The following is a 21648-nucleotide window of genomic DNA, read 5'->3' on the forward strand; positions in this document are numbered from 1 at the left end:
GGGCTCGGGCTCGGGCTCGGGGGCGGTGACCGGCCGGCTGGTGGGGCGTGGGCGGCTGCCCATGCTGCTCGAGGTGCCCGACAAGCCCAGGGTCGTGACTGGCCCGATGCCGCTTGCGCTCGACGCCAGGGTTCCGGCGAGCGCGCTGTTGGCGGGCGTGGCGGCGCTGCCGCTGCTGCCGGCAGCGCTGGCGCCGCGGGCCGCGAAGCGCATCCCGGTATGGCGCGGGATGCTGCCGTCGGCAGCCATCGCCACCGGCAATCCGTCTGGTCCCAGCGCGTATTCTTCCCCCTCGGCGAGTTCGATCGCCTGGTCGAGTTCTTCCATGGCGGGCCGGTGCGCTTCCACCGGGTACTGGGGCAGGTCGGAAATGCGGTTGGCGCAGCGCGCCCGCATCTCGTTGCGGCCGTCGCTGAGCAGGGTTTCGCCCGGGGCCAGCATGACCTTGTGGGCGGTCCAGTACACCTTGTCGCCCTTGCGGTAGGACACGTGCACCGCGCGCGGCTTGTCGACCACTACGGCGCGCGCTTTGCTGGAATCAAAGGTCGCATAGTGGGCGGCGACTACGCTGTCGGTGCGGATGATGCGCTGCAGTTCCGACTGGCCCGAGACACCGCCCGGGACCACCGAATACGGGTAGATGCGGCGCAGGCCACGCTGGAGCGGCTCAGCGGCGCCGGAAGGGCCGTTCAGGGCCTGCGCCGGCAGGAAGGGCGCGGGCACGGCGGCGGCGACCGGATCTGGTTTCCATGTCAACATCAACACGGCAGTTGCGGCCACCAGGCCGGCGCCGGCCACGGCGGCGATGCGCTTGCGCAGACGGGCACGTGAGAGCAGGCGGCGGCTGTAGGGATAGCTGCGGTCCATATTGAACAGAAGTAGGAGTGATCCTACAGGTTAGTTCATTTCTTATAATAAAGCTAGGTTTCCTTTGCGAAAATTGATGACGTTGTTGTAATCAGTGCGGGTGCATAGCTTGGCTACGTATTTCCACGTAGCGTACAGGCCGTGTTGCTGGACGGCGGATAGGATAAACTGTCCGCTCAATACCAAATCATCAACAAAGGATGGAGACTATGCGACAATTTTTCGGCAGCGCCGGACGTACCAGCTTGATGCTGGCATGTGTAGCGGCGGCATCGGCGATTTCTTTCAGCGCGCTGGCCCAGAACTGGCCTAGCTCGACCGTGACGGTGGTGGTGCCATGGCCGCCGGGCGGGCCCTCGGACATCGCGGCGCGTCCGCTGGCCAAGGGCCTGACGCAGGGCCTGGGCCAATCCTTCGTGATCGACAACCGCGCCGGCGGCGGCGGCAACATCGGCACGGCGGCCGTCACCCGTGCCAAGCCGGATGGCTCGACGCTCCTGATCACCTCGAGCGCGCCGATCGTGATCAACCCGAGCCTGTACAAGAACATGAGCTTCGACCCGCTGAAGGACCTGGCGCCGGTCACCAACCTGCTGCGCGTGCCGCTGGTGCTGGTCGCCGGCCCGAACGTGCCGGCCAAGAACCTGAAGGAACTGATGGCTTTCATCCAGTCCAAGAAGGGCCAGTTCTCGTATGGCTCCTCCGGCAACGGCACGCCGCAGCACCTGACCAGCGAACTGTTCGCCAGCGTGACCAAGCTGCAGATGACCCACGTGCCGTATAAAGGTTCGGCGCCGGCGATCTCCGACCTGCTGGGCGGCCACATCCCGATGATGTTCGACAGCACCATCGCGATCATGCCGCATATTAAGAGCGGCAAGGTCAAGCCGATCGCGATCTCGAGCGCCAAGCGTTCGCCGCTGCTGCCCGACGTGCCGACCTTCGCCGAAGCCGGCCTGCCGCAGATCGAGTCCTATGCCTGGTATGGCATGTTCGCCCCGGCCAAGACGCCGGCGAACGTGATCGCCAAGATCAATGCCGAGGCGATCAAGGTCATGAAGGGACCTGAGTTCCAGAAGGTGCTGGCCGACACCGGTTCCGACTTCGTGGGCGACACGCCGGCCAACTTCGGCAAGTTCGTGCAGGCCGAGCATGCCCGCTGGGGCAAGGTCGTGAAGGACAGCGGCGCGACGGTCGACTGATCGCATCCGCGCACAAACAGGACGCCGCCCAGGGGAACCGGGCGGCTTTTTTTTAGCGCGTGACCTGGCGGATGCTGCCGTCCGCCTCGTACTCGAGCGGCGCGATCGCGATCGAACGGCGGTGGCTGCTGCCGCCTGGCAGCAGATTGTCGTGATAAAAGAGCCAGCTTTTGCCGTCATGCTCGACGATGGCCTGGTGGTTGGTCGAGATTGTCAGGTAGTCGAGCACCACGCCGCGGTAGGTGAAGGGCCCCAATGGCGAGCTGCCGGTGGCGTACAGGATCTGTCCGGGCCAGCCGCTGGAAAAAGTGAAGTAGTAGACGCCGCCGCGCTGGTGCAGGAAGGGGGCTTCGCCGAATTTCTTCTTCGGGTCGGCTGCCGGCAACCCCGCGATGGCCACGTCCAGGATCGGCCCGTCCAGGCTCACCATGTCCGCCTTCAGCTTGACGACCTTGGGCACCCGGGTGCCGAAGTACAGATAGGCCTGGCCATCCCTGTCGACGAACACGGCGGGGTCGATCGGCTCGTCGCCGGCGTTAAGGTCGCGCGCCTTGTCGACCAGCGGGTCGAGGCGTGCGTCCACGAAGCCGCCGTCCGGGCGGCTGGAGACGGCGACGCCGATCTTGTCGCCGCCGACCGGTGCGTAGAAATAGTAGTTGCCATTGCGGTAGGCCGCTTCCGGCGCCCAGGCCTTGGCGTCGGGCCGTGCCCATTTGAACACCGTCACGTCGAGCGGCACGCCGGCATCCTGCCAGCTGCGCATGTCCTTCGAGGTGTACAGGCGCCAGCTGACCGAATCCCAGTATTTGCCGCTATTCGAGGCGTCGTCGGTGGCGTACAGGTAGAACTTGCCGCCGTCCAGCGGGAACCAGTGCGGCGACGGGTCGGCATTGAAGCGCGGCGCGATCGGCTCGGCAGCCTGGGCAGGCAGGACGAAGGCAAGGGCCAGCGGTAGGGCGGCCAGGTAGGGCATGGGGCGCTGCATCGGGACATCTCCGCAAATGGATATGCCGCCATGCTAGCGCCCGCGTGCCGCCCTGGGGCGGCCGCAGGCCACATGCTCAGCGTGTTGATTGCCCGACCCGAACCGGGCGCGGATTTTTTACCAATTGGTAAAAAACTCAGGCGCGCGGGCGCTGCTTGTGGAAGACCAGCGGGCTGTAGGGCACGGCCGAGGGCGGCGGTTGCTTGAGGATGTTGTCCTTCATCGCGCCCACCACGTGCATCTCGCAGGGCTTGCAGTCGAAGCGGAGGGTATAGCGCTCGTTGCCGCTCACCAGGGTCATCGGCTCGGCCTTGACCTGGCCCTGCACGCCCTGCACCCCCTTGGCCTGCTTCGGACACAGGTTGAAGGAGAAGCGCAGGCAGTGCTTGGTGATCATCAGGGACACCTCGCCCGGCTCTTCGTGCGACTCGTAGGCCGCGTCGATCAGCTGTACGCCGTGCTTGTGGTAGAAGGCGCGCGCCTTCTCGTTGTAGACGTTGGCCAGGTAGCTCAGCTGCTGATCAGGATAGACCGCCGGCGGCTCTGCCGCCGCCTTGCGCTGCGGACGGTCCCAGCTGGCCAGGCGCGCCGCTTCATGGGCGGCGATCGCGTCGCGGCGCAGCGCGTTGATTGCGCTCGAGGCCACGAACCAGGGCTGCGACAATTGCAGCTCGACCGCGCCGGCCTCGAACATCGTGTTGCCGAGCTTTGCGATGCTGGTGCGCAGCGCGCTTTCCGCCTGCGCCGCCTGCTGGGCCGGCTGCAGCGCGATCACGGCGCTGGTCGCGGTCTCGATGCCGTCCTCGTCGCGCAGGCTCAAGCGCAGGCCATCGGGCTGCTCGGCCAGCAGCAGGTCGACCCGGACCTTGCGCTCGGACGACTTCTTGGAGAGCGCCGATTCCCAGTGATGGTCGCGGTTGCGGTGCACGATGGTGCCGACCTTCAGGCCGGCCAGGCTCTTGACCACTTCGTTCGGGAACACGCGCCAGTTCTGGCCATCCGCGTCCTCGCCCAGCTTCTGGGCCGTATTGGCCTGGATGCCGACCGTCTCGCGCTTGTTCATGTAGTTCAGGCCGTCGCCGTTGGCCATAGCCGCATTGGTGGCCAGGTCGATGAAATCCGGGCCGATGCGGGTGACCGTGCCCAGTTCCACGCCGATGTACTTGGGCGAATCGAAGGCGCCGATGTCGTCCTGGCGGCCGAGCGCGAAGTAGTCGGTGTGGCCGCGGTGGAAGTTCTTGTCGACGTCCGGGGTGAACAGCACGCGGGTGTTGCCGCTGGAAGCACGCGCGTATTCCGGACGGCGCTCGAGCAGCTCGTCGAGCAGCAGGCGGTAGTGGGCCGTGATGTTCTTCACGTAGCCCATGTCCTTGTAGCGGCCCTCGATCTTGAACGAGCGGATGCCGGCGTCGACCAGGGCTTCCAGGTTGCGGCTCTGGTCGTTGTCCTTCATCGACAGCAGGTGCTTTTCATAGGCGACCACGCGGCCCTGGCCGTCGCTCAGGGTATACGGCAGGCGGCAGGCCTGCGAGCAGTCGCCGCGGTTGGCGCTGCGGCCGGTGTCGGCGTGCGAGATGTAGCACTGGCCCGAGAAGGCCACGCACAGGGCGCCGTGCACGAAGTATTCGAGCGGGGTATCCACTTGCGCCTTGATCTTGCGGATTTGCTCGACGGTCAGTTCGCGCGCCAGCACCAGCTGCGAAAAGCCGACGTCGCCGAGAAAACGCGCCTTTTCCACGGTACGGATGTCGCACTGGGTCGATGCGTGCAGCTGGATCGGCGGCAGGTCCATCTCCAGCAGGCCCATGTCCTGGATGATCAAAGCGTCGACGCCGGCCTCGTACAACTGCCAGATCTGCTGGCGGGCCAGGTCGAGTTCGCTGTCGTGCATGATCGTGTTCATGGTCACGAAGATGCGCGCGCGGTAGCGGTGGGCGAATTCGACCAGGGCGGCGATATCCTCCAGCGGATTGCTGGCATTGTGACGCGCGCCGAAGGCGGGGCCGCCGATGTACACCGCGTCGGCGCCGTGGAGAATCGCCTCGCGGCCGATCTCGGCGGTTTTGGCGGGCGACAGCAGTTCAAGCTGGTGATCAAACAGTGACATGGCGGCAATCCTTGAGGCGAAGGGCGAAATTATAGCCAAATCAAGGCGTTAAGTCATTCGCGATCATTGCCGGTGTGGTGGCGCTGGACACGCCGCCAATGCCCGCTCAGGCGAACCGCGTGTATCGGCGGTATACGTGAATTGCCGCGAAATAGGCTTTACACCCATTTAGCCAGCGTCTTCCATCGGGCTGGGCCGGCTCAGTCGAGATGCTCGTGGTGATCGGCCACACCTTGCTTCCAGTACGCAGAGACGCGCATGGCGTCTTTCGCGATCCCCTTTTCCTCGAGCAGCACGCTGCGAACCTGCCTGGCGGTCGCGGCTTCGCCGGCAAACCAGGCAAAACCTTCGCCCTCGGGCAGGGACAGGGCGCGCAGGGCAGCCACCAGCTCCGCGTCGCTGTCGACCCAGGCCACCTCGACCCGTGCCTGAGAGACCGGCGGCAGGCGCTCCGCCCCGTCGGCCGCGATCACGGCCAGCACCAGGCTGTCGGCAGGCAGCTCGGCCAGCCGGCGCCGGATCGCGGGCAGGGCGCTGCGGTCGCCCGCCAGCAAGTGCCAGTCGAGGTCTTCCGGGATGATCATCGAGCCCCGTGGTCCCGCAATGACGGCCGGCTGGCCGATGGCGGCGGCGCGCGCCCAGTCGCTCGCAGCACCGCCGCCGTGCAGCGCGAATTCCAAGCTGACTTCACGCGCGTCGGCGTCGTAGTCCAGCGGGGTGAAGTCGCGCCGGACCTGGGCGCCGTCGACGCCGGCGAAGATGAATTTGACGTGGTCGTCGAATGAGGCCGACACGAACCGGGCAAGGCCATCGCCGCGGAAACGGATGCGTACGAAGGCGTTGCCGAGCGCTTCGACGCGGGAAACGGTGACATCACGGATGTGCAGTTCATGGCGCACGCGTCGTACGCCCTTGCGATTTGGCTGTTCCATGTTGATCCAAATTGGTTGATAATATCATCTATTATCGATAACTTAGTTGATGAAGTCAACCAACCCATGAATCAGGCTCTCCCTCACCCCGGCAGCGACGTCTTCGAAGCGATCCACGAGATCATGCATCTCTATCGCGCCCAGCAATACCGTGCGCTGCGCGCCAGCGCCCACGAACTCACCCACATGGAAAACCGGGCGCTCGGCCATATCGCCCGTCACCCGGGAGCGACCGGCCGCGACCTGGTGCAGCGCTCGGGCCGCGACAAGGCGCAGGTGACGCGCCTGGTGCAGGGCTTGCGCGAGAAAGGCCTGGTGGAGGCACGCGCCGACGAGGCCGACCGCCGCAGCACCCGCCTGTACCTGAGCGCCAGCGGCCAGGCCGTGCATGCCGAACTGCGGCAGGCCGGCCTGGTGCTGGCGGCCCGGGCGCTGGCCGGCCTGGACGAGGGCGAGCGGCGCCAGCTCGAGACCCTGCTGGGCCGGGTGCAGGAGGGGCTGCGGGTTCAGGCCGGGAGCAGCCGGGTGAACAGCGAAGGGTAGTGGCGCACCAGGCCGTCGGCATCTAGCTCCAGTTCGGCCTGGAAGTCGCCGATCGGCCCCTCGTACAGGTAGCGGCCACCGGCCAGCCGGGTATACGCCTGCTCCATGCGGCGCGCCGCCAGCGCGGGCACGGGAATGTAGACGACCGCGATCCTGGTGCGCGCTTGCAGGGCGGCGCCGAGCCGCCGTACCGGCAGGGTGTTGGTAAAGGGCGTGGCGGCGATGTCGACGTCGGTGCAGCCGCCGAGCTGAGGCTGGACCGCGCCGTCGCCGTCGCGCCAGTGGCCGCTGCCGTCGCTGGTGAGCACCAGGGAGGCGCCGCCGGCCGCGTGCACCTCGACCGAGCGCACCCGCCAGGCGGTATCGCAGCAGATCCGGTAGCTGCAGCCGAAGGGCCCGTCGCCGCAATCGCCGACGACGACGCCGTCGGCGACGATCACGTCGTCCCGGTAATCAAGATTCAGGTGTTCCAGCCCGATGCCGTCGAGCGGCTGCCAGCGGTATGCATGTCCCATGATCGGCCTTGTCGGATCGAGCTGCCACGGTAGCACGGCGCACGGACGCTTGCAGGGTTCGGGATGACGGAAGCGTCAGTCGTTGCGGGGATAGCGGCGCCGTTCGCCCTTGCGGCGGCGCTCGGGCTGGTCATAGGCGCGCAGCAGGATGTCGCGCGGGATATGGCAATTGTCGAGGTAGTCGAGGGCGAAGCGCAGGCCCCGGGTTTCCGCCAGAAAGAAGGCGTACTCGGCAGTTACAGCGGTGTTCTCGTCTCGTCTTCGTTGCGGCATGGTGTGCTCTCCGCGGGAACGGCGGCATGCTAGCCGCGCGAACCTGCTTTGTCCTGTCGGCGGAGAAAGTGTTCCCCGCCTGGCCGGTACCCCCGATAAGCTACCGACTTGTTGTCAATAATACATTCTCCGCCGCTGCGCACGATGTCGAATGTGTTAATGTTTGTTACATCACAACGAATGTGATGCGTACCGGGTTGACCGCCGCACAAAAAACCTGAGCTGGGGGGCTTACTGGCGCAGGAGGCGCCGGATCGTCGCCGCCAGCTCCTCGGCCGAGAACTTGGCCACGTAGGCGTCGGCCTGCACGTTCTTGACGTGCTCTTCGTTCGTGGTGCCGGACAGCGACGAATGGATAATCACCGGCAGGCTGGCGAAGCGGCCGCTCTTCTTGATGGTCCGGGTGAGCGTGAAGCCGTCCATTTCCGGCATCTCGAGGTCGGTCAGCACCAGGGCGACCTTGTCGTGCACGCTCTTGCCCTCGGCTTCGGCGGCATTCGCGATGCTGTTGAGCTGGTCCCAGGCTTCCTTGCCGCTCTTGACCATGATGAAGGGCAGGCCCATGGCGTCCAGGCCCTGTTCGATGAGGGCGCGCGCCACCACCGAGTCGTCCGCGGCCAGCACGACCGAACCCGGCTTGATCTGGATCCTGGCGCCGACCGTCTGCTGGTTGATCTCGGGACCGGAATCCGGGTTCATGTTGCGCAGGATGGTCTCGACGTCCAGCACCTGCGCCAGGCGGCTCGGCTGGCCGTTTTCTTCCGGCAGGCGGGCGATGCTGGTGACCATGCCGCTGCCGGCTGCGTGCTCGGCCGACATCACCTGGTTCCAGTCCAGGCGCACGATCTCCTCGACGCTCTCGACGGCGAAGGCCTGGGTGGTGCGGGCGAATTCCGTCACCAGCATGATGTTCAGGCCGGTTTTCGGCTTGACGCCGGCGATCGCGGGCAGGTCCAGCACCTGGATGATCTGGCCGCGCAGGTTCACCACCCCCAGCACGTGGGGCATCGAGCCGGCCACGGCGGTGATCTCCGGCATCGCGACGATCTCGCGGATCTTGAACACGTTGATGCCGAAGAGTTCGCTGCGCTCGCCGTTCTCGTCGCCGCCGAGGCGGAACAGGAGGAGCTCGAATTTATTGGTGCCGGTGAGGTTGCTGCGTTCGTCGACTTCTTGTTGAACCGATTTCATATTCCGCCATGAGAAAAATAGTGCCGATAGGCAAGCATTTTACGTGGGAAACATCCCGAGCCGTAAAGACTGCCGCAAATCTCGCCCATTTTTCTATGCGAGCACGGTCGGAAAACAACAAACCGTGGATTCAACGAACCGGTTCGGGCATGGCGGTCCGGGCCGCGGCATTGCGGTCCGGCGCCACGAAGGCCAGCCCTTCCTCGAAGGAGCGCAGGATCATGTCGACATAGGCCTCGACCAGGGCCCGCTTGGGCAGCTGTTCGTCGTAGGGTAGCAGGACCGTGACCATCAGCGCTTCCGGCAGGTCCTTGCGCAGTTCGGCCACGGCGGCGCGCCAGGCCTCGAAATTGTCCTGGCGCGGGTAGGTGATGAACACGGTCGACACCAGCTCCGGCGCGCTGCCTTCCGGACGCTCCACCGGCGCGCCCACCACCAGGCTGCGGGCATCGACGTCGCCCTCGCGCAGCGCGCGCACCAGCAGCTCGGTCAGGAACTCGTCGCGCTCGGACGGCAGCCCGGCGCACAGCACGATCGAACCGGCCGGCACGTCGAGCGAACCCTGCCAGCGCCCGAAACGCGCTTCGCGCATCTGGCGCAGGTGGGCGCCGATGTTCGCATCGAGCAGCGGTACGGGTTTGCGGCGGCCGCGCGCGCCGCTCTCCGAAGCCGTGGCCACGGTGTCGGCGATGTTGGCGATGACGGCGCGCATGCGCGTCTCCTGCGCCTTGTCGATGGTGCCGGCGCCCAGGTCGGACACCGCCATGCGCAGGCCGGGCAGCAGCACGTGGTCGCAATAGCGCGCGAAGCTGTAGCGGCGCACGTAGGCGCGCGCATCCTTGGTCAGCTCGTCGGCTTCGCCGGCCAGCACGCGCTGGTGGAAGCGCTCGGCGTCCGACATGTTGGGCGCGTCGCCGAGCAGGATGGTGATCGGCGCCAGCGCCCGCACGTGGCGGCCGGCCACCACCAGGCACAGGGTCAGCGGGGTCGACAGCAGCAGGCCGACCGGCCCCCACAGCGCGCCCCAGAACAGGGCCGAGACGATCACCGCCAGCGGCGACAGGCCGGAACTGTGGCCGTAGACCTTCGGCTCGATGAAATTGGCCAGCACCAGCTCGAAGGCCAGGAAGATCGCCATGCAGGTGAGCGCCAGCGACCAGCCGGGGTCGATGGCGGCAACGAACACCGCGATGATCGTCCCCGCCAGCAGCACGCCCAGGTAGGGTACGAAGCGCAGCACCCCGCTCAGCACGCCCCACAGGATCGCGTGCGGGATCCCGGCCAGCCACAGCGACACGCCGATCACCACGCCGAAGGTGAAATTCACGATGAACTGCGAGAAGAAGAAGCGCGACACGCCCTGGGCCGCGTCGCCCAGAGTGCGGATGGTGCGGCTGACCTCGGCCTGGCCGGCCAGGCGCACCAGCCGGTCGCGCAGCGAGCTCTGTTCGAGCAGGATGAAGACGAGCAGGATCAGCACCACCCCGGCCTCGCCGATCGGGCCCCAGACCAGGTTGATGACCCGTCCCAGCGTGTCCTTCATGGTGCGCGGGGTGCGCACTTCCACCGGCAGCGGCTGGTTGGGGGTGACCACCAGGTTGCCGCGCCGTACCCGCGCAGCCTCGGTGCTTGGTACCGGCGCCACCGCGCTCAGCTCGGCCTCGATGCGGCTGATCGGGCGCTCGACCAGCTCGCGCACATTGGCCACCTTGGTCTTGATCGCCTTGCGGTACTGCGGCAGGTCGCGGGTGATCGTCACCAGCTGGTCGAACAGGACCGCGCCGATGGCGCCCACGCCGGTGGCGACCAGGGCCACCGACAGCAGCACGGCCGGCATGCGCGCCAGCCCGACCCGCGTCATGCTGCGCACCAGCGGCGCCAGCACCAGGCTGAGGATCAGGGCCAGGGCCAGCGGCTCGAGTACTTCGCGGCCAAAATACAGGAGGGCGACGACGCAGGTGGCGCTGACGACGGTGCCGGCCGTCAGGCGCAGGGTGGATGGCAGGACATTCATGCGGGTCGTCGTCGGCTCATGAGAATGGAAACCGGGTATGTATAAAGGAAAATCCCGGGTTCGCCAAGTGCCGGGCCGCTGTTTCTCGCAGTCGAGCCGGGATGCATATCCGATTTTCGTGGTCAGCGGCGCAGGGCGCCGCTAGAATCGGCCGCATTCCTCAACCCGAGCAAAGGACGCGCCATGCGCAAGATGCTGTTTGCCCCGCTGTTCGCCGCCGTGCTGGCAATGCCGGCACTGGCCCAGACCCCGCCTTCGGTGGCCGTGCCGGCCGAGGTCGACCAGCTCCTGCGCGCCTACGAACGCGCCTGGGCGGCGAACGATGCGCCGGCCCTGGCCGCGCTGTTCGCCCCGGACGGCTTCGCGCTGCCGAGCAGCCAGCCGCCGGCGCGCGGCCTTCAAGCCATTCGCCAGGCGTATTCCCACGGCGGCGGCCAGCCGACCACCCTGCGCGCGCTAGACTACCGCGCCTCCGGCGAGCTGGCCTATGTGGTGGGCGCCTACGGTCCCGCGAACGCGGGCCGCGACGTCGGCAAGTTCGTACTGGTGCTGCGCAAGGTGGACGGGCGCTGGCTGATCGCCGCCGATATCGAGAACGCCAACGAGCGCATGGGGCCGCCGCCGCGCCCGGCGGCGAAACCGGCCGCCGGCTAGTCCCCTGGGTAGCGCCTCCGCTTGCTTGACATCCGTGCGGCGATTCACGAACCTTGCTTGATTGCTGCCCCGGCCCGTGGGCACGGACGCCAGGCGGCCACGTTTGTCGACGAACGGGAGCACGATCATGAACATCACACCGGACGCTTCGCGCCGTTTGACGGCTGTCCTGGCGGCGCTGGCCGTGGCCGGCTGCGCCGCATCGCACGGCGGCCCATCCACCGCTGCCACCAGCGCCCCGCCTTCCGGTCCATTCTACGGACTGGAAACGGCAACCGGCGGGGGCGCGGCCGGCAGTGCGACGCAACACTCCGGCGACGGAACGATGTGCGCCATGCACCGGGAGATGCAAGCTGCGCCGAACGAGGCAGCGCGGCGGGCGATCGCAGAGCGCCAGATGCAAGGCATGTCGCCCGAGCAGCGCGACCAGCGCATGCAAATGATGCGCCAGCATTGCAAGTGAAGGACCGGCGCGGCACGGACTTCGGCGCCGCCATGCCGACGCATGGCGGTAGCTGGGCGCTGTTGCCTCAGGCCCTGGACCGCCCGGCTGTGCGGCGGCGCATGGCCGTCAAGCCGGCCAGCGCGGCGCCCACCAGCCAGATCGAGCCGGGTTCAGGCACGTCGGCCGGGGCCGGCAGGCTCACGTTCAGCAGGTCGAAGGCCCAGGAACCGTTGCGCTTGAAGTCCATTTCATCCACGAAACCGTTGCGGAAGTTGCGGTACTGCTCGTCCTGGTAATAGAAGCCGTCCGCCAGGTTGTTGCTGACGTGGTAATTATTGTATTGCTGGAGCGACGCGGTATAGGTGCACGGCGCGAGCTCGATGCTGTAGTTGATGTCCCAGCACTGGCGGGTGAGCGCGTCGGCGGCGACCTTGCGGCAGCCGCCGTCGTCCTGCTCGCCGATCAGCTGGCCAGCCGAGTTGAACAGCGCCACGATCGGGTCGAAGCCGCCACGGGCGATCGTCTCGCCGGCGGCGTTGATGCCGCCGGCATACGACCAGGTGCGCAGGCCGACCGTGGACAGGGTGTCGACGGTGAACCGGAACAGCTTGACCTCGTTATCGTAGGCGAACTCTCCGGTGTAGGAGATGTTGGCGGCGCTGGCCGGCGAGACGCAGGCGCACAGGGCCAGGAGAAGGGCGATCGGTTTGATTGTCAGTTTCATGGGGTCTGCTCTTTCAGGATGGGGTAAAGGGATATCCGCTGCGACGGCCGCCGTGGCCGTCGCAAAGGCAAGCGTGCTTGAAGCGCCTCAGTTCAGGCCACCGCCGACGACCGTGAGCTTGCTGAAGCTCGCGGACTGGCCGACCGTGTTGCTGCCCGAGGAGACGGCCATGCCGACATACAGGGTCGGCGCGGTGACGTTGACGCTGGTCGCCTCGGTCCAGGTGAGGCCGTCGCGCGAGGCCGCCGAGTACAAGGCATTGCCGCGGCGTTCGATGCGCACCCACACCGGCAGGGTCGTCGTCGAATAGCCGGACAGGACCGACTTGTTGTCGCCGTTGATGGCGCGGCGGATCTCACCGGTGCTGGCATAGCGCGCCGTCCACGCATAGGTGCCCTGGCCCGTCACCGAGTCGGTCGCCAGCAGGCCGGCACGGGCGCCGCTCGCGCTGCCGCCCTGGGTCAGCATCTTCGCCGTCATCGTGAAGTTGCCGGTCAGGGGCATGTACTTGAAGAAGAAGTTGTAGCTGGCGGAGGTCGAGATGTTGCCGCCGCCGGCGATGGTGTACACGCCATTGAGCAGCGAGCTTCCCACCGGCGCCGTCACCGCCGCTTTCATCACGCCTTGGCCGACCCCGGAGCTGCAGTTGAACAGGGCCGTGCAGGTGGGTGCGATGACCGGCGGCTGCGGATCGGTCGGGGTCGGATCGGTCGGCGTCGGATCGGTCGGGTTGGTCGGCGGCGTGGTGGTGCTGGCCGCGGTGCAGGTGGCGTCGGTGCCCGGATTGTTGACGCGTCCGGCGCCCGCATTGTTCTTCACGAACACGCAGGCCTGGTCGGCCGGCATGGCGCTGTAGTTGTACGGCGGCGTCCACCTGGCGAGGCGCGGCAGGCCGGTTGCCGCCATCAGGGCGCTCGAGATGTCGATTGCCCCGCCGACCCAGGGCTTGGTGTCGTCGCCCTTGTCGTTGATGAACAGTTCGCCCGCGGCGCGGTAGCTGATCGCGTCCTTGCTGCTGGAGACCTTGCCGCCCACCTGGGACGGCTTCAGGTTCTTGAACAAGTAGTAGTTATGTTCGGACAGGACGTCGGACTGGTAGCGCACGTCGAGGCCGCCGGCGTACTTCATGTCCGGATCGGCCGGAGCGGTGTCGCCTTCGAGCAGGTTGTTGAAGGTGTGCAGCTGGCCGAAGCGGATCAGCGGCAGCCGGCTCGCGGTACCGTGCCAGTGCAGGCCGGTAAAGGTGACGTGCAGGCGCCCGGCATCGCTCCAGGCGCGGCCGCTGTCGCCATTGCCGACCAGGGTGGTCTTGCCGTGCTTGAAGAACTTGCTGTTCGATAGAGTCACATAGTCGGAGCCGCGCACGATGTCGAGCGCGCCGTCGTGGCGGGGGTCGCTGGCCAGCCGGTCGGGCGTATCGCCGTCGCTGATGGTGACGTGGTCGACCCAGATGTTCTGGGACCGCGAAATCGTCACGCCGTCCGCATAGGCGTTCGCCGAATCCTCCGGGTTGACGTCCTAGGGAGTATCGAGGGCGATGTTGCGGATGATGATGTTGCGGGTCCAGGTGGGGAACAGGTCGCCGTCCTTGCCGGCCGCGATCCATGCCTTGAAGTCGGCTTCCGCATCGCCGCCCTGGCTTGCCGCCAGCTCGCCGCCGATCAGGAGCGTGGTGCCGGTGATGCGGGCGGCGCGGCCCTGGGCGTCGTTGATGCCGACCAGGGTGGTGTTCGACGGGATGCTGACCGAGCCGCCGAACTTCTGGTCGGTGTAGCTTTCGTATTCCTTGAAGACGGTGTTGTTGGCGCTCATCCGCAGGTCGATGTGGCCGACGATCCGGACGATCTTCGGCGCCAGTCCCGCTTCGTTCAGCGCGGCGACCAGCTGCTGGCCGTTGTAGACCGTGTAGATGTGCTGGGGCGCCGCATTGCGGCCGCCCGTGACGACCACTTTCTCGTGCGCGCTGCCGCTCCGTTTGTAGCTGTGCCAGCCGGCGTCCGGCGCCACCTCGCATTCGAAAGTCAGGACGCCACCCGTCGGATCGGAGGTGGCGAACTGCCAGTTCGGCAGGACCGGCGCGGCGCGGTAGTTGGCCGGCGAGTGCTTGCCGCCCACCAGGACCGGCGCCCCGGGCCTGCGGGTGCCGTAGCTGCCCAGCTGGAGCGGCGTGGAAGCGCCGGTGAGGGTCTGGGCGTCGACGCCGTTCAAGGGCAGGGCCGGACAGCCGGTAGTGGCCGTGGCGCTGGAAACGACGAGGGAAGAGGTTCTCGACATCGACATCGCGGTCGCCGTCTCGGGTTCGCCACCGCCACAGGCGCCGAAAAGCACGCCGATGGCGGCCGCAAGGCTGGTACGTTGCAAGCTTTGAATCATGTTTTGGTCTCCAAAGTGTTATTTTTGACTACAAAACTGCTCAGGCCAATTTTGTATTGCACGTACCACCAGAACTATTGGTCTGACCAATTAATTAAATGGTATAGGCACTTTACGAGCTCGTCGATAACTTTCGTATTGACGAACAGTCATCGATGGAGGCCTCTTGCGGGGCGTGCGGCGGGGAGGAAGGGGGACTCGCCGGCGGGATGCGGGGAAGGGTGAAGGTGCGCCCCGGCGCCGGTAGCGCCGGGGCAGTGGGCTTACTTTGCCTTGCGCGACGACCAGTGCACGTGCACGATCGTCCAGCCGTCACCCTTTTTTTCGAGCACCATCGTGCCGGTACCGAAGGCATGCACAGGCTTGCCGCGCGCGGTGCCGGTGGTCTCGGTTTCTTCCCAGACGATGGCCGTGTTGCCGTCGATCCGTTCGCCTTGTTTCAGCAGCTTGCGGGTGGTGGTCTTCGCGAACTCCATGTCACCGCCCAGGTGATGGTGGGCGTACTCGTCGCGCGAGCGTTCGACGTAGCCGGCCTCGTAGATGGCGACGGCGGGGGACAGCAAGGCGAGCGCCTTGTCCTTGTCGCCGCTGGTGAGCGCTTCGTGGAAAGCCGCGACGGTTTCTTTCGGCGTGGCCGCGAGGGCGGCCAAATGGACGCCTGCGAACCAGACTGCGAGGATGCATGCTGGGAGTGACTGCTTGATCATGTGTGCTCCGCGATCCGGGTATTACTGCGTCTTCTGCATCTGGACGATGGTAATGGCGCCGTTCAGGCGCTCGGCCGCGAACTGCACCTTGTCGCCCACCTCCACCTGATCGAGCATCGCCGGGTCCTGCACGCGCAGGACCATCGTCATCGCGGCCATGTTGAGGTTCCTGATTTCGCCGTGGCGCAGGGTGATCTTCCCCGCCTCCTTGTCGATCTTCTTGACCTCGCCCTCGGAGAGCGCGGCCGCGGCGTTCGTCGCGGTCGGCTCGTGGGGGCCGTGGCCGGCGTGCTGGTGGGCCTGGGCCGAGGCCAGCGTGGCCGCGCCGGCCATCAGGATCGCGAGGATGGGCGTTGCAAATGCTTTCATGGTGTGTCCTTTCCTTGGTTGGTGTTGTTTGTAGCGGAATAACGTCTAGTGGTGGCCCTGGTGGCCCTTGGGTTTGCGCACGGTCACTTCAACTTCGGGCGACTTGCCGGCGGCGGGCAACGCCTGGCCGCCGGCCGACTGGCTGCGCACGGCCGCGGGCGGCTCGCCCTTCCACTCGTAGGCCACCGTGCCTTTGGGATGCTTGTACCAGCCCGGGTCCTTGTAGTCGCCCGGCTTCTGGTCCTTGCGCACCTTCAGCACCGTGAACATCCCGCCCATCTCGATGCCGCCGAAGGGCCCCTGGCCGGTCATCATCGGCAGCGTGTTGTCGGGCAGCGCCATCTCCATGTCACCCATCGAGCCGCCCTTGTCGCCCATCACCATGTAGTCGGGAACCAGCTTGCTGATCTTCTCGGCCACGCCGCGGTGGTCGACACCGATCAGGGTCGGCACGTCATGTCCCATGGCGTTCATGGTGTGGTGCGACTTGTGGCAGTGGAAGGCCCAGTCGCCCGGCTCGTTGGCGATGAACTCGATGGCGCGCATCTGGCCGACGCCGACGTCGGTCGTCACTTCCGGCCAGCGCGACTCCGGCCGGGTCCAGCCGCCGTCGGTGCCCGTCACTTCGAACTCGTGCCCATGCAGGTGGATCGGGTGGTTGGTCATGGTCAGGTTGCCGACGCGGATGCGCACCCGGTCGTTCAGGCGCACGTTCATCGTGTCGATGCCGGGGAAGGCGCGGCTGTTGAAGGTCCACAGGTTAAAGTCCAGCATCTCGTTGACGCGCGGCGTATAGCTGCCCGGCTCGATGTCGTAGGCGTTCAGCAGGAACACGAAGTCGCGGTCGACGCGGTGCTGGGCCGGATTCTTCGGATGCGTGACCCAGAAACCCATCATGCCCATCGCCATCTGCACCATCTCGTCCGCATGCGGGTGGTACATGAAAGTGCCCGGGCGCCGCGCCACGAATTCATACACGAAGGTCTTGCCCGGCTGGATGCCGGGCTGCGTCAGGCCGGTGACGCCGTCCATGCCGTTCGGCAGGCGCTGCCCGTGCCAGTGGATGCTGGTGTGCTCCGGCAGCCGGTTGGTGACGAAAATGCGCACCCGGTCGCCCTCGACCACTTCGATCGTGGGTCCCGGGCTCTGGCCGTTGTAGCCCCACAGGTTGGCTTTCATGCCGGGCGCGATCTCGCGCACCACGGGTTCGGCGACCAGGTGGAACTCCTTGACGCCATTGTTCATGCGCCAGGGCAGCGACCAGCCGTTCAGGGTCACCACCGGGTTGTACGGGCGGCCGTTGGGCGGCGGCGGCGGCGGTTGCGTGGTTGCCGTGCTCATCACGGGCGCTTCCGGCAGGGTGGCGGCGCCTGCGCGGCTCACCAGTCCGGCGCCGACCAGCGCCGCGGCGCCGGTAAAGAAATCTCGACGAGAACTCATTTTCTATTCCTTGTCAGTGTGCGGGCGCCGCTTCGGCGGATGCGGCGGCGGTCAGCGATACGGTCGACCCGCCGCTGCCGTTGATGGCGGCCTGCAGGTCGGTTTCGGCGATCCAGAAGTCGCGCTGGGCCTCGATCGCGGTGTTCACACCGGTGATCTGGGCGCGTGCGTCCGCCAGCAGCTCGAACACGCTCATGAGCATGCCGTTATAGCGAAGCAGGGTTTCTTCCGAAATCTTCTTTTGCAGCGGAACGACTTCGTCGCGGTAGTGGCGGGCCACGTCATAGGTGGTCCGGTAGGCCGACCAGGCCTCGCGCACCTGCGAACGGGCGGTGGTGGCCGTATGGGCGGTGCGGTGGACGGCCCCCATGTAGAGCGCCTCGGCCTTCGCAACCCGCGCCCCGCCCCAATCGAAGATCGGAAGTGCCAGCTCGATTTCGTAACCGCTTTCGCGTGGCGCGCCGCTCTTGCTCGCATTGACGTAGCCGGCGTCGAGTACGTTGACCACCCCGGTCGCGCGGGTCAGCCCCAGCGCACGCGCGGTCGACTCGGCGTCCAGCTTCGCCAGCTGGACGTCGAGGCGCTGCCGCATCGCCAGCGCTTCGACATTGCCTTCGTCGCGCGGGGCTGCAGGCAAATCGGGAAGCCGGTCGGGCAGCGTGAAGACGGTCTGCGCACCCCACACGCCCATCAGGCGCGCCAGTTGTTCGCGCGCGGCGGTCGCATTGTGGCGGGCACGCGCGAGCCGGGCCGTGGTTTCGGCGGAAAACACCTGTTCGCGCGCCTGGTCGAGCGCGCTGAGGTTGCCGGCCTTGGCCATGCGCCGGGCCAGTTCGGCGCTGGCCTGCGCGGCCTCACGTACCTGTTCGGCATAGTGCGCCGACTGGGCCGCGGCAACGGCATTGAACCAGGCCTTGCGGGTGTCGGCCGCGAGGCGCACGGCGTCGGTCGCGGCAAGCAGTTGCGCGCCCTTGAAGCGGCGCGCTTCGATGTCGCGGCGGATCGGAATGGTCAGCAGGCCGACCAGGTCGAACATCACGCTGCGTTCGATCTCCGTTTCGCCGCCGCCGGACATGCGGCTGAAGCTGAAGCCGGGGTTGGCCATGCGTCCCGCCTGGACCAGGTCGGCCTCGGCGACGCCCAGGCCGGCGAGCGAGGCGCGCAGGCCACGGTTGTTGAGCAGGGCGACATGAACGGCGCCGTCGGCGCTCAGCGGCGCCCCCAGCAGGCGATCGAGTTCAGCCTGGATCGATGCGCTGTCTGCGCTCCCTTGCGGCAGGCGGACGTCCTGGCCCGTGCGCGCCGAGGTCATTGCCGATACCGCGTCGAGGCCGCCGTCCTGCGAAAAGCCGGCGCAGCCGCTCAGTACGAGCACAAGCACGCCGGCGCCGATGGCGCGCAGCATGGGTGGCGAGGTTTGTATTGTCATTGTCTTGCCTTGGCTTGATATGGTCTCAGTGATGCTGATGGGCGTCGTGTGCGGGCGCGGGCCTGGCGGACTGGGCCGGTTCTGCCGGGGCCGGAGCCGGGCCATGGGCCGCATGTGCCGGCCCCGCAACGAGCGCATCGTTCAACCGGCGCCAGGTTTTGTCCGGGCTGGCGTCCTTCTCCTGAGGCAGGCGGGAATAGCCGGACATCGCCGACTGGTAGACGGGTGGGGGAACGGACACGGCCGGGTCGGCCGGGTCGGGCGAGCGGGACGCTTGCTGGGCATGCGCGCACGGCGCAGCCATCAGGACGCCTGCGGCGGCCATCATGAAGATGGATTTCATCGTCAATCCTCGAAAATCGGTCACGGGACGTGCGTCGCACGCACGGTCGCTTGGGAAGCGTGCGCAGCGGTGCGGGGGCACCGGCCGTCAGCTTCTGCTTCGATTACGCGGATGGATGCCGGGGAGGTCGCTGTGGACCGTCGGGGATGAAGCCTGCGACCAGGGTCGAAGGCGACACGAGTACGGCGTCGGAGCCGTCGAAGGTGGGAAGAGGGAGGAAAGCCGATGGCGGCGCGACTGCGCCGGCGCAGACTGCCGAACAGGCGCTGCAGGCCGAATGCGTCTTCTTCACGATATCCGGCGCCGAACCATGGTCCTCGTCGGCCGCTGCGCTCGCGCCGTGGCCGGCGTGCGCCGTGTGGTCGGCGTCATGATGCGCGTGGGCATCTGGAGCGGGCTGGTGGTGTGCCATGCCGGCGGAGCTTGCCGCGTTCTGGAGCACGGGCGCGCAAGACATCCCGACGCTCGCGGCGACCGCATGGAGCGGCAGCATGAGCATCAGTAGCCAAACAATGAATGTCTTGACAGTGCGGTTCATAGGCAGGCGGAGTATAGCACGGCATATTGAACTGAAAAGTGCTTGAAGGCTGTCCTGAATCAGGGGCGTGGGCCGCCGTCCACACCCGATATTGGTCAGGAAATACCAGCGTTGGCAAAACTGCTTGACCTTCCTACAGTCGGAAGGTTTACAGTGAAATCAGCTAAATCCTGGAGCCATGACATGCATGCACGCGAGCGATTGTACGAGGCTGTCGCCAAGCAAACTGCCGACGAGAGTGCGGCGCTGGCCGGGGCCGGGAGGGAGGCCTTCCATGCATCCTGAACTGCGCAAGGCCTATGAGGCCGAAATGGTCTCGTCCCGGCATTGCTACCATGCGGGCCGCTGTGCCGCCGCGATGGTCCACCTGGAGCTTGCCCACGTACTGGGCCAGCGCTACGTGCTTGCGCATGTGGCGACGCATTACTGGATGCTGAAGATCGCCCTGCGGCGGCGCTCGCCGCGGCAAGCGTGGGGACAGCTGCTGCGGATCGTGCTGGGTGCGATCGGGTCGGCCGCGGGGTTCGTCCCGGCCGGGAACACCGGCGGTACGGACATCGGCATGTTCCGGCGGCTACCGATCGACCCGGCCATCCGGCGCCTGCTCGACAAGTGACGAAGGTCGACGACAAGCTGGACTGGGTCACTCCCCGGGATCCGGTTTGACACGCGCGTACTTGTAATCCTCGGCGGAGCGCTCGAGCGCCAGGCCGAGCGTGTCCTTGAGCTCGTCCGGCGCGGCGCCCTCGGCCAGTTTGCGCTGGGCGAAGGTGTTACGCAAGGTACGTCCGCCCGCGCGCGACAGGTCGATGCCGGCACGCTCGAAGGTGGCCCGGACCTGCATGTATACGGTCTTCTTGATCATCTTGCGCCCCTCGACATTGGCGGGGAAGACGAACTCGCCCGGAATGCCCATCGCGGCGCGTTCCTTCAACCAGGCCTGCAGCTCGACGGCGCCTTCCTGGGGGAGGATCGTGGCGTGCTCGTGACTCGTCTCGTGCTTCTGGCTCGGGGTGATGCGCAGTTCGATGGCGCCCTCCAGATCGATTTGTTGCCCGACCTCGCCGAGCAGCAGGCCGATCGCTTCGGACACTTTCAGCCCGGCCAGGGCGATGACCACCTGCATCGCGCGGTCGCGCCGGCGCTTCCAGCCATCGAAGGGCGTCACGCGGCGCAGGCGTGCCGGCGCCGAGGGCAGGGCGTCGAAGAAGCGGCGCAGCTGGTCTTCCGACAGTGCCCGCGTGGGTTCGTCCCGCAGGTACTCGCTTGGTCCGGTGGCCAGGATCGCCTCCCGCGCCGGGTTCGGTTCGGCTTCCAGGTGCTGGTAGCAGCGCTCGAGCAGGCGCAGGTAACGGTGGGCGATCTTGCTGTTGATGGCGCGCCCATGTTCGTCGGCGCGGTTGATGAAGCGCTTGATGTCGGCCTGGTCGACCGTGGAGAAGCTTTTCCCTTGTTCCACCATCCAGTTGCAGAAGTTGCGGAACATGTAGGTGTAGATCGCGACGGACTGCTTCGATACGGTCTTGAGCTTGCCGTCGGCCGGCAGGCGCTTGGCGGTCTCGGCGAAGTCGAGGCTGACGACGAAGGCGTCGAAGGCCTTGATCGGGTTGGCATCCCAGGATGCGAGCTTGAACATGATGGAGACGGAAACGGAGATGGCGTGGGCGCACTATAGCACAAAAAATGTAACTAACCCACGCGTGGCACCCATCAACCCAAAAAACCAGCCGCCAACGGCGGCGGCCGGGATGCGTCGACCGGCACGTGATCCGGCGCGGCGGTGCAGGGCGCAGCGCCAGGCGCGCGGGCGTCGTCTGCGCGCTCGCGTCAAGCCTTCATTGCTTGCAGGCGAGCGCGGGGACCGCCTCGGCAGGCAGTGCCGGAGCGCACAGGTAGCCCTGGTAGGCATCGCAGCCATGCTCGAGCAGGAAGTCGCGCTGGGCGGCCGTTTCGACGCCTTCGGCCAGTACCCGCACAATGAACTTCCTCACGGCTTG

Annotated in this window: 22 protein-coding genes and 2 pseudogenes; 5 read left to right on the forward strand and 19 right to left on the reverse strand. The window is 66.7% G+C overall.

Annotated elements, in window-relative coordinates; translation table 11 throughout:
- A pseudogene (locus B2R83_RS20380) lies at nt 1-867 on the reverse strand (hypothetical protein); the annotation flags it as partial.
- A gap of 209 nt (nt 868-1076) precedes the next feature.
- On the opposite strand from B2R83_RS20380, the gene B2R83_RS20385 reads away from it, so the two are divergent.
- A complete protein-coding gene (locus tag B2R83_RS20385; protein ID WP_292044455.1) occupies nt 1077-2069 on the forward strand; it encodes a Bug family tripartite tricarboxylate transporter substrate binding protein in 993 nt (330 codons plus the stop codon).
- A gap of 52 nt (nt 2070-2121) precedes the next feature.
- On the opposite strand, the gene B2R83_RS20390 is transcribed toward B2R83_RS20385, so the two are convergent.
- The 3 genes from B2R83_RS20390 to B2R83_RS20400 all read right to left on the reverse strand — a co-directional run bounded on the left by B2R83_RS20390 (nt 2122) and on the right by B2R83_RS20400 (nt 6093).
- Nucleotides 2122-3054 (reverse strand): family 43 glycosylhydrolase, encoded by a 933-nt coding sequence (locus tag B2R83_RS20390; protein WP_292044458.1) that lies wholly within the window; start codon nt 3052-3054, stop codon nt 2122-2124.
- 136 nt (nt 3055-3190) lie between these two features.
- Nucleotides 3191-5161 (reverse strand): peptidase U32 family protein, encoded by a 1971-nt coding sequence (locus B2R83_RS20395; RefSeq protein WP_292044460.1) that lies wholly within the window; start codon nt 5159-5161, stop codon nt 3191-3193.
- Between the two features lie 200 nt (nt 5162-5361).
- Nucleotides 5362-6093 (reverse strand): siderophore-interacting protein, encoded by a 732-nt coding sequence (locus tag B2R83_RS20400; RefSeq protein WP_292044462.1) that lies wholly within the window; start codon nt 6091-6093, stop codon nt 5362-5364.
- Nucleotides 6094-6159: 66 nt separating this feature from the next.
- On the opposite strand from B2R83_RS20400, the gene B2R83_RS20405 reads away from it, so the two are divergent.
- Nucleotides 6160-6636 carry a MarR family winged helix-turn-helix transcriptional regulator gene (locus tag B2R83_RS20405; protein WP_292044464.1) on the forward strand — a complete coding sequence of 159 codons (477 nt, stop codon included), beginning with the start codon at nt 6160-6162 and terminating at the stop codon, nt 6634-6636.
- Here B2R83_RS20405 and B2R83_RS20410 read toward each other — a convergent pair.
- The 4 genes from B2R83_RS20410 to B2R83_RS20425 all read right to left on the reverse strand — a co-directional run bounded on the left by B2R83_RS20410 (nt 6600) and on the right by B2R83_RS20425 (nt 10629).
- On the reverse strand, nt 6600-7151 hold the full coding sequence (locus B2R83_RS20410; RefSeq protein WP_292044467.1) for a putative glycolipid-binding domain-containing protein: 552 nt from the start codon (nt 7149-7151) through the stop codon (nt 6600-6602). The two genes, B2R83_RS20405 and B2R83_RS20410, sit on opposite strands and share 37 nt — an antisense overlap.
- Nucleotides 7152-7226: 75 nt before the next feature.
- Complete coding sequence (locus B2R83_RS20415; RefSeq protein ID WP_292044468.1) at nt 7227-7424, reverse strand: hypothetical protein; 198 nt, start codon at nt 7422-7424, stop codon at nt 7227-7229.
- Between the two features lie 231 nt (nt 7425-7655).
- Complete coding sequence (locus tag B2R83_RS20420; protein ID WP_209586688.1) at nt 7656-8615, reverse strand: chemotaxis protein; 960 nt, start codon at nt 8613-8615, stop codon at nt 7656-7658.
- Nucleotides 8616-8745: 130 nt separating this feature from the next.
- The gene (locus B2R83_RS20425; protein ID WP_292044470.1) at nt 8746-10629 is read right to left on the reverse strand and encodes an AI-2E family transporter; all 1884 of its coding nucleotides are present in this window, start codon (nt 10627-10629) and stop codon (nt 8746-8748) included.
- Nucleotides 10630-10812: 183 nt separating this feature from the next.
- On the opposite strand from B2R83_RS20425, the gene B2R83_RS20430 reads away from it, so the two are divergent.
- Complete coding sequence (locus B2R83_RS20430) at nt 10813-11283, forward strand: YybH family protein (RefSeq protein ID WP_292044473.1); 471 nt, start codon at nt 10813-10815, stop codon at nt 11281-11283.
- Nucleotides 11284-11410: 127 nt separating this feature from the next.
- Nucleotides 11411-11746 carry a hypothetical protein gene (locus B2R83_RS20435; protein ID WP_292044475.1) on the forward strand — a complete coding sequence of 112 codons (336 nt, stop codon included), beginning with the start codon at nt 11411-11413 and terminating at the stop codon, nt 11744-11746.
- Nucleotides 11747-11813: 67 nt separating this feature from the next.
- On the opposite strand, the gene B2R83_RS20440 is transcribed toward B2R83_RS20435, so the two are convergent.
- From B2R83_RS20440 to B2R83_RS20480, 9 genes and pseudogenes are all read right to left on the reverse strand, one after another.
- Nucleotides 11814-12452, reverse strand: a complete 639-nt coding sequence (locus tag B2R83_RS20440; RefSeq protein WP_292044477.1) for a DVUA0089 family protein — start codon at nt 12450-12452, stop codon at nt 11814-11816.
- Between the two features lie 87 nt (nt 12453-12539).
- Nucleotides 12540-13943: pseudogene (locus tag B2R83_RS20445) on the reverse strand (hypothetical protein); the annotation flags it as partial.
- Nucleotides 13944-13970: 27 nt separating this feature from the next.
- Nucleotides 13971-14825 (reverse strand): hypothetical protein, encoded by an 855-nt coding sequence (locus B2R83_RS20450; RefSeq protein ID WP_292044479.1) that lies wholly within the window; start codon nt 14823-14825, stop codon nt 13971-13973.
- Between the two features lie 263 nt (nt 14826-15088).
- Nucleotides 15089-15532 (reverse strand): YybH family protein, encoded by a 444-nt coding sequence (locus tag B2R83_RS20455; RefSeq protein WP_292044481.1) that lies wholly within the window; start codon nt 15530-15532, stop codon nt 15089-15091.
- Between the two features lie 21 nt (nt 15533-15553).
- Nucleotides 15554-15901 carry a copper-binding protein gene (locus tag B2R83_RS20460; protein ID WP_292044483.1) on the reverse strand — a complete coding sequence of 116 codons (348 nt, stop codon included), beginning with the start codon at nt 15899-15901 and terminating at the stop codon, nt 15554-15556.
- Between the two features lie 45 nt (nt 15902-15946).
- The gene (locus B2R83_RS20465) at nt 15947-17341 is read right to left on the reverse strand and encodes a multicopper oxidase family protein (RefSeq protein ID WP_292044485.1); all 1395 of its coding nucleotides are present in this window, start codon (nt 17339-17341) and stop codon (nt 15947-15949) included.
- A gap of 13 nt (nt 17342-17354) precedes the next feature.
- Nucleotides 17355-18770 carry a TolC family protein gene (locus tag B2R83_RS20470; RefSeq protein WP_292044487.1) on the reverse strand — a complete coding sequence of 472 codons (1416 nt, stop codon included), beginning with the start codon at nt 18768-18770 and terminating at the stop codon, nt 17355-17357.
- Between the two features lie 25 nt (nt 18771-18795).
- Nucleotides 18796-19113: a hypothetical protein gene (locus B2R83_RS20475; RefSeq protein ID WP_292044489.1), complete on the reverse strand. Its 318-nt coding sequence runs from the start codon at nt 19111-19113 to the stop codon at nt 18796-18798.
- Nucleotides 19114-19216: 103 nt separating this feature from the next.
- Nucleotides 19217-19651, reverse strand: coding sequence for a hypothetical protein (locus B2R83_RS20480; protein WP_292044491.1), 435 nt, complete (start codon nt 19649-19651; stop codon nt 19217-19219).
- A gap of 274 nt (nt 19652-19925) precedes the next feature.
- Here B2R83_RS20480 and B2R83_RS20485 point away from each other — a divergent pair, with 274 nt between their 5' ends.
- Nucleotides 19926-20267: a DUF3703 domain-containing protein gene (locus B2R83_RS20485; protein WP_292044492.1), complete on the forward strand. Its 342-nt coding sequence runs from the start codon at nt 19926-19928 to the stop codon at nt 20265-20267.
- A gap of 27 nt (nt 20268-20294) precedes the next feature.
- Here the strand turns inward: B2R83_RS20485 and B2R83_RS20490 are convergent, their stop codons facing one another.
- Together B2R83_RS20490 and B2R83_RS20495 are read right to left on the reverse strand one after the other, a co-directional pair.
- Nucleotides 20295-21287, reverse strand: coding sequence for a tyrosine-type recombinase/integrase (locus B2R83_RS20490; RefSeq protein ID WP_292044495.1), 993 nt, complete (start codon nt 21285-21287; stop codon nt 20295-20297).
- A gap of 199 nt (nt 21288-21486) precedes the next feature.
- A complete protein-coding gene (locus tag B2R83_RS20495; RefSeq protein WP_349681069.1) occupies nt 21487-21642 on the reverse strand; it encodes an EAL domain-containing protein in 156 nt (51 codons plus the stop codon).
- Between the last annotated feature and the right edge of the window lie 6 nt (nt 21643-21648).

Origin of the sequence: Massilia sp. UBA6681 (genome assembly GCF_002454935.1) — a bacterium.
Lineage (GTDB): Bacteria > Pseudomonadota > Gammaproteobacteria > Burkholderiales > Burkholderiaceae_D > Telluria > Telluria varians.

Bases quoted from the DNA above. Each gene is read 5' to 3' on its own strand.
- B2R83_RS20385 (WP_292044455.1), top strand. From the start codon at position 1,077: ATGCGACAATTTTTCGGCAGCGCCGGACGTACCAGCTTGATGCTGGCA.
- B2R83_RS20390 (WP_292044458.1), bottom strand. From the start codon at position 3,054: ATGCAGCGCCCCATGCCCTACCTGGCCGCCCTACCGCTGGCCCTTGCC.
- B2R83_RS20395 (WP_292044460.1), bottom strand. From the start codon at position 5,161: ATGTCACTGTTTGATCACCAGCTTGAACTGCTGTCGCCCGCCAAAACC.
- B2R83_RS20400 (WP_292044462.1), bottom strand. From the start codon at position 6,093: ATGGAACAGCCAAATCGCAAGGGCGTACGACGCGTGCGCCATGAACTG.
- B2R83_RS20405 (WP_292044464.1), top strand. From the start codon at position 6,160: ATGAATCAGGCTCTCCCTCACCCCGGCAGCGACGTCTTCGAAGCGATC.
- B2R83_RS20410 (WP_292044467.1), bottom strand. From the start codon at position 7,151: ATGGGACATGCATACCGCTGGCAGCCGCTCGACGGCATCGGGCTGGAA.
- B2R83_RS20415 (WP_292044468.1), bottom strand. From the start codon at position 7,424: ATGCCGCAACGAAGACGAGACGAGAACACCGCTGTAACTGCCGAGTAC.
- B2R83_RS20420 (WP_209586688.1), bottom strand. From the start codon at position 8,615: ATGAAATCGGTTCAACAAGAAGTCGACGAACGCAGCAACCTCACCGGC.
- B2R83_RS20425 (WP_292044470.1), bottom strand. From the start codon at position 10,629: ATGAATGTCCTGCCATCCACCCTGCGCCTGACGGCCGGCACCGTCGTC.
- B2R83_RS20430 (WP_292044473.1), top strand. From the start codon at position 10,813: ATGCGCAAGATGCTGTTTGCCCCGCTGTTCGCCGCCGTGCTGGCAATG.
- B2R83_RS20435 (WP_292044475.1), top strand. From the start codon at position 11,411: ATGAACATCACACCGGACGCTTCGCGCCGTTTGACGGCTGTCCTGGCG.
- B2R83_RS20440 (WP_292044477.1), bottom strand. From the start codon at position 12,452: ATGAAACTGACAATCAAACCGATCGCCCTTCTCCTGGCCCTGTGCGCC.
- B2R83_RS20450 (WP_292044479.1), bottom strand. From the start codon at position 14,825: ATGATTCAAAGCTTGCAACGTACCAGCCTTGCGGCCGCCATCGGCGTG.
- B2R83_RS20455 (WP_292044481.1), bottom strand. From the start codon at position 15,532: ATGATCAAGCAGTCACTCCCAGCATGCATCCTCGCAGTCTGGTTCGCA.
- B2R83_RS20460 (WP_292044483.1), bottom strand. From the start codon at position 15,901: ATGAAAGCATTTGCAACGCCCATCCTCGCGATCCTGATGGCCGGCGCG.
- B2R83_RS20465 (WP_292044485.1), bottom strand. From the start codon at position 17,341: ATGAGTTCTCGTCGAGATTTCTTTACCGGCGCCGCGGCGCTGGTCGGC.
- B2R83_RS20470 (WP_292044487.1), bottom strand. From the start codon at position 18,770: ATGACAATACAAACCTCGCCACCCATGCTGCGCGCCATCGGCGCCGGC.
- B2R83_RS20475 (WP_292044489.1), bottom strand. From the start codon at position 19,113: ATGAAATCCATCTTCATGATGGCCGCCGCAGGCGTCCTGATGGCTGCG.
- B2R83_RS20480 (WP_292044491.1), bottom strand. From the start codon at position 19,651: ATGAACCGCACTGTCAAGACATTCATTGTTTGGCTACTGATGCTCATG.
- B2R83_RS20485 (WP_292044492.1), top strand. From the start codon at position 19,926: ATGCATCCTGAACTGCGCAAGGCCTATGAGGCCGAAATGGTCTCGTCC.
- B2R83_RS20490 (WP_292044495.1), bottom strand. From the start codon at position 21,287: ATGTTCAAGCTCGCATCCTGGGATGCCAACCCGATCAAGGCCTTCGAC.